Annotated in this window: 4 protein-coding genes and 3 pseudogenes; 5 read left to right on the top strand and 2 right to left on the bottom strand. The window is 65.0% G+C overall.

The window, feature by feature from the left end:
- Positions 1–176: 176 nt before the first annotated feature.
- Complete coding sequence (locus ACUJ8O_RS11300; protein WP_043282823.1) at positions 177–1319, bottom strand: calcium/sodium antiporter; 1143 nt, start codon at positions 1317–1319, stop codon at positions 177–179.
- 172 nt (positions 1320–1491) lie between these two features.
- Between ACUJ8O_RS11300 and ACUJ8O_RS11295 the strand changes: the two are divergent.
- Positions 1492–2865 (top strand): annotated as a pseudogene (locus ACUJ8O_RS11295) (IS1380 family transposase).
- On the opposite strand, the pseudogene ACUJ8O_RS11290 reads toward ACUJ8O_RS11295, so the two are convergent.
- A pseudogene (locus ACUJ8O_RS11290) lies at positions 2834–3274 on the bottom strand (ISL3 family transposase); the annotation flags it as partial. The pseudogenes ACUJ8O_RS11295 and ACUJ8O_RS11290 sit on opposite strands and share 32 nt — an antisense overlap.
- A 137-nt stretch (positions 3275–3411) precedes the next feature.
- Here ACUJ8O_RS11290 and ACUJ8O_RS11285 point away from each other — a divergent pair.
- From ACUJ8O_RS11285 to ACUJ8O_RS11270, 4 genes and pseudogenes are all read left to right on the top strand, one after another.
- Positions 3412–4695, top strand: a complete 1284-nt coding sequence (locus ACUJ8O_RS11285) for an IS256 family transposase (RefSeq protein WP_100057176.1) — start codon at positions 3412–3414, stop codon at positions 4693–4695.
- A gap of 62 nt (positions 4696–4757) precedes the next feature.
- Complete coding sequence (locus ACUJ8O_RS11280) at positions 4758–5090, top strand: DUF3024 domain-containing protein (protein ID WP_036315702.1); 333 nt, start codon at positions 4758–4760, stop codon at positions 5088–5090.
- A gap of 44 nt (positions 5091–5134) precedes the next feature.
- Positions 5135–5332 carry a hypothetical protein gene (locus ACUJ8O_RS11275; RefSeq protein WP_010078466.1) on the top strand — a complete coding sequence of 66 codons (198 nt, stop codon included), beginning with the start codon at positions 5135–5137 and terminating at the stop codon, positions 5330–5332.
- A 59-nt stretch (positions 5333–5391) separates the two neighbouring features.
- Positions 5392–5800 (top strand): annotated as a pseudogene (locus tag ACUJ8O_RS11270) (transposase); the annotation flags it as partial.

Below are 5800 nucleotides of genomic sequence, written 5' to 3'. Positions count from 1 at the left end.
CTCCGCTCCGTGAACGTGAGTCGCCGCCGCACCATCCCAGGCCTCCTCGCCTCGAGCCCCCACCGACCGGGAGTGTTGCTACGACGCTATGACACCACCAACCGACAGTCATCTCTTGCCGATTTACATTCAGCCGACGACCTGAATGAAGCCAGCAGCCGAATGCACTCGACGGTCTACGTCGAAGTCGTGGTCTGGTCCAGGTCTCGGCGTCCCTTGCGGAGCCCGATTTCGTAGGCTGTAAAGGAAATGAGCGTCAGTGCGATTAACGGCAGCACGAACCACGCCATGGCTACGGTGAATCCCTCCAGTGCATCGTGCGCTGTGGCAGCCAGCACAAGGTATCCGGTGTAGGCGGCGTACAAAACCACGAACAAGCCGCCCTCCCAACGCGCCACCGCGAAGCCCGTGAACGCGATCGGCAGTAGTGCCACTGCGGCCGCCAGCATTACTGGGATATCGAAGGCCACTGCGGCGCCGGATACGGGAATGCCCTCAAGAGAGATGAGCGCGGTTAGTCCTAGCACTACCCCTATGTTGAAGATATTGCTGCCGACCACGTTGCCCACCGCTAGGTCGCGTTCACCGCGACGCACGGCAATGATGGACGTCGCCAGCTCGGGCAGCGATGTCCCGACAGCCACAACGGTCAGTCCGACCACGAGGCTGCTTACGCCCAACGTGGTGGCTATGTTCACTGCTCCTTCCACGAGCAGCGTGGCACCGGCGACCAGCAACGCGACCCCCAGCAGCACAAAGAAGAGCGACCTGCTGACCGAGGCGCCTAGCGCAGCCCCTTCCTCGTCGGCTGGATCGACGGTTGCCGAATCTCCTGTCCCTTCCCGGGCATTCACCGCGGTCTTGGCGTCCCGCCGACTAATCACCACGGACATTATGGTGTGGACCACCACACCGAAAAATAGTATCAGCCCGTCCACCGCACTGATCCTCCCATCCAGGGACACAAGGAGCAGTAGAACTGACAAGACGACCATCAGGGGCAGGTCAAAGCGGATCAGCCTCCGCTTTACAGCGAGGGGAACGACCAGCGCGGACAGTCCCAGGATGAGCAGGACATTAATGATGTTGCTGCCAACCGCATTGCCCACGGCAAGCCCCGGTTCATCACGCAGTACAGCACCGACGCTCACTGCGAACTCGGGTGCCGACGTCGCCGCTGACACTACGGTGAGACCGATCACCAATGACGAAATCCCGAAACGTCCGGCCAGTGCTGACGCCCCACGCACCAAAAATTCCCCACCCAAGACCAGCAGCACCAGTCCGGCCACGATCCGTCCAATATCAAGCGCATCCATGAGTAGGAGTGTACGGACCACAGTTCAGGCCCTGCCACGAGCACCCGCTGACCTCGAGATTTCACTGGGGTGTGGTCTCGACGGGTGGGCGTCATAGAGAAAGGTGCTCCTGGCCTGGGATGATACGGGGTGTCGAGTCTCGTAATCCCTGGCCGGAAGGAGCACCTTTCAGGTGTCCCACCCTACCGTGTTCTTCTACCCCCGCCCGCGTGTGGACGTCGCTGAGGTCCCGGCGGCCTCGCATGCGGGCGCGGTGCTGCTGACCGACACGATCCACGCCACCGGCCTCGCCTCTTCGCTGCGTGAAGCGTTGGGTTCATGGACGAAACCGCTGGCCGAGCATCACGCCTCCAAGGTCCTGCTGGACCTCGCGATGACTCTCGCGGTGGGCGGGGAGGTCGCCCGTGACACCGACCTGCTGCGGTGCGAGCCGGGCCTGTTCGGTGACGTCGCCTCGGCCCCAACGATCTCCCGCACGCTCACCACCCTCGCTGAGGACGCGCCCGCCGTGATGACCGCGATCGCCAGGGCTCGCAGGACCGCGCGCGAGCAGGCCTGGGCCCTGGCCGGCGAGCATTCCCCGGCCGAGGGGACGAGCGCGAAGACCCCGCTGGTCATCGACCTCGACGCCACCCTGATCAACGTCCACAGTGAGAAGGAGCAAGCCGCCCCGACGTTCAAACGCGGCTTCGGCTACCACCCTCTGTACGCGTTCCTGGACCACGGCAGCGAAGGAACCGGGGAACCGCTCGCGATCCACCTTCGCCCCGGCAACGCGGGCTCGAACACCGCCAGCGATCACATCGCCGTCACCCGTCTGGCCCTTGCGCAGCTCCCACCGGCCCTGCTGGGCCGGGGCGGGCGGGGATCGAAAAAGGTCCTGATTCGCACCGACGGGGCCGGCGGCCCCAAGGACTTCGCGGGCTGGCTGGAGCGGCAGCGTCTGGCCTACTCAGTCGGGTTCACCCTCCCCGCGAACACTCCTGACCTGTTGGAACGTATTGATGAGGCGAAGGCGTGGACTCCTGCCTACGACACCGACACCGAAGGGATCCGCGATGGGGCATGGGTCGCGGAACTGACCGGACTACTGAACCTGCCCGGGTGGCCCCCGGAATGCGGGTAACCGTAAGGAAGGAACGCCCCCACCCCGGAGTGCAGCTACGGATCACCGATCACAAAGGGATGCGGATCACTGCGTTCGCGACCAACGCCCCACGCGGCCAGCTTCCAGTGCTGGAGCTGCGTCACCGCCGCCGCGCGCGCTGCGAGGACCGGATCCGCAACGCCAAGGACATGGGCCTGATGAAGTTCCCGCTGCAGGGATTCGCGCAGAACCAGGTCTGGTGCCAGATCGTCCAGCTCGCCGGCGTCATCGTCGCCTGGATGCAGGCCATCGCGCTGGCCGGCCATGATGCACGTCGCTGGGAGCCCAAACGGTTTCGCGCACGGTTGATTCGAGATCCCCGCGACCATCGTGCGCCGCTGTCGGCACAAGATCCTGCATTCGAGGCTCATCGCATTTGAGGGTGTAGCAAGGGTCTGAAGCCGCCTGATTCGAGGAGGCTGCGGGCGATGTAGTTGGTGAGGTTGCGGAAGCCGAGGGCGGAGCCGCGCAGGTGTTCGAGCCGGCCGTTGATCGCCTCCGTCGGACCGTTGCTGGTGCCCAGTCGCTCGAAGAACGCCAGCACGTCGGCGGCGCGTTTGGTCAGTGTCCGGCCGAGCTTGCCCAGTTCCTCGAGGGTGTCGGGGACCTTCTTGCTCAGCGCCGCGATCACCTTCTCCATCTTGGCCTTAGCCTTTGCGCGGTCGAATTCTCGATACGCGGCGACCATGGCCTGGTAGATCTCCCAGGCCGCTTCGACCGCGGCGTGCTTCTCGTGGGCGAAGAGGACGCTGAGGTGTTCTTTTTGGCGGTCGGTCAGCAGGCTCATCCCGGTGTGGAGGGTGCGGCGCAGTTGCGTCCGGCAGAGTGGTGTACGAATCCCGCAGCACGTTGACTCCGGTTGGCGTGTCGACCGCGAAGTAGAAGCGGTCACCGCGGGAGGCTTTCGAGGAAACTCTCACATCCCACTCGAAAGGGACACCCGCGATGACCGCTCCCCACGATATCGACCCCCAGGCGTTTCTGTCCGATCTGCTCACCCAGGCCTCGCCGGACTTGATGCGTCAGATGCTCACCACCTTCATCAATGCCCTGCTGTCGGCCGAGGCTGACAGCGTGTGCGGCGCCGCCTACGGCGCCCGCTCGGATGAGCGCACCAACCGGCGTAACGGCTACCGGCACCGGGACCTGGACACCCGCGCCGGCACCATCGACGTCGCGATCCCGAAACTGCGCGAAGGCACCTACTTTCCCGACTGGCTCCTGGAGCGGCGCCGCCGCGCCGAGGCAGCGCTGACCACGGTGGTCGCCACCTGCTACCTGCTCGGCGTCTCCACCCGCCGGATGGACAAACTGGTGCAGACTCTCGGCATCACGGGTCTGTCGAAATCGCAGGTCTCAGAGATGAGTAAAGACCTGGATGCACCGGTCGAAGCGTTCCGCACCCGGCCGCTCGATGCTGGGCCGTATCGGTTTGTCGCCGCCGACGCGCTCGTGCTCAAAGTGCGTGAACACGGCCGGGTCGTCAAGGTCGCCGCCATGGTCGCCACCGGCATCAACAACGACGGCTACCGCGAGATCCTCGGCCTGCAACTGGGCACCGCGGAGACCAGGGAGGGGTGGCTCGGGTTCTTCCGTGATCTGGCTGCCCGCGGCCTGTCGGGGGTGGAGCTGATCACCTCCGATGCCCATGCCGGGCTGGTCGAAGCGGCCGGGGCGGTGTTCGGGACGGCGCAGTGGCAGCGCTGCCGCACCCACTACGCGGCCAACCTGATGGCGGTGTGCCCGAAGTCGCAGTGGCCCGCGGTGAAAGCGCTGCTGCACAGCGTCTACACCCAGCCCGACGTCGAGGCGGTGATCGCCCAGTACGAGCACATGATCGACAGCCTGGCCACCCATCTGCCGGCCGCTGCCGAGCACCTCGAGGGCGCCCGCGATGAGGTGCTCACGTTCACGAAGTTCCCGAAGGAGGTGTGGAAGAAGATCTGGTCGAACAACCCGAACGAACGGCTCAACAAGGAGATCCGGAGACGCACCGACGTCGTCGGCATCTTCCCCAGCCGAGTCGCGGTGATTAGACTCCTCGGCGCGGTGCTGGCCGAGCAGCACGACGAATGGACCGAATCACGGCGCTACATGAGCCTGGAATTGCTGACCGCGACCGACACGATGCTCGCCGAAGCAGCCGCGAAAGCCGCGGCTGAACAAGCCGCCCTACAGGTCAGCGACACCATGACCGACGACCCCGGCCACGCGGCACTCGCCGCCTGACAAGCCACCCGACCACGAGGAACCCGACAAAGCCTCGATACACCACTCAAAAGGACTTGACCATGGCTATGCCCGAGACCGACCTGCTGCGCATCGGCCGCTGGTGCCGTGAACGCGTGCCCGAGCACCTGTGGGATCAGGTGAGAGTAGAAGCCGAGATCGCCGACCGGCACGTCACGATCATCGAGACGCGGCCGCCGTGGGACGGGCAGGGCGACTGGACGCGGTTCCCGGTCGCGCGCCTGCGATACACCGTCAAGACCGGCCAGTGGAGCATCTACTGGCGTGACCGGCACATGAAGTTCCACGAGTACACGAAGAGGCGCCCGACGAAGAACGTCCAGAGTCTGCTCGACTACATCGGCAGCCACCAGGATCCGATCTTCTGGGGCTGAGAGCTCCCACGGCCGTGTCGGTACTCACCGCTACGGTCGGGAGTATGAGCGAAGAGCAATGGGATGAAGCGGCCTTCCGCGCATCGATCCCGGCCGCGCGCGAGAAGGTTGAGTTTGCCGCAAGGTTCTGCGAGATCGGCCCCTCACAGCCCCGCTGGGATAGTCACCGTCCCGTCGTCGAGTTGATCTTCTATCTCTGCAAGCTCGACTACGACATCAAGGTGCTCCTGCTGCCTTCCTGACCGATTGAAGCGCCCTGGGTTTGTTGGAGACTCCTGACCTTGGAAACGCGGATGGAGTTATGCCGAAAGAGCAGACAGCGGGGAAGCCGACGACGCGTCGGTATTCGCCGGAGGAGAAGGCCGCGGCGGTCCGGATGGTGAGGACGCTGCGTGCCGAGCTGGGGACCGAGCATGGGACCGTCAATCGGGTCGCGACGCAGCTCGGGTACGGGGTCGAGTCCGTGCGGATGTGGGTCAAGCAAGCCGACATCGACGACGGCGTCACCTCTGGCGTGAGCAGCGCTGAGGCGCGGCGGGTGCGTGAACTGGAGCAGGAAGTCCGGGAGTTGCGGCGGGCCAACGAGGTCCTCAAGCGTGCTGCGTCTTTCTTCGGGGCGGAGCTCGACCGCCACTACCGGAAGTAGTCGCGTTCATCGACGCGAACAAGGATGACCTGGTCGACGCTCGCCGGCTCGGAGTCGAGCTCAC

It is taken from the genome of Micrococcus sp. EWR3.9.1 (genome assembly GCF_052615555.1).
This window is presented reverse-complemented; position numbering and strand designations above follow the sequence as displayed.

Coding starts and splice junctions, on each gene's coding strand:
- ACUJ8O_RS11275 (WP_010078466.1), top strand. CDS start 5,135: ATGAGCGAAGAGCAATGGGATGAAGCGGCCTTCCGCGCATCGATCCCG.
- ACUJ8O_RS11280 (WP_036315702.1), top strand. CDS start 4,758: ATGGCTATGCCCGAGACCGACCTGCTGCGCATCGGCCGCTGGTGCCGT.
- ACUJ8O_RS11300 (WP_043282823.1), bottom strand. CDS start 1,319: ATGGATGCGCTTGATATTGGACGGATCGTGGCCGGACTGGTGCTGCTG.
- ACUJ8O_RS11285 (WP_100057176.1), top strand. CDS start 3,412: ATGACCGCTCCCCACGATATCGACCCCCAGGCGTTTCTGTCCGATCTG.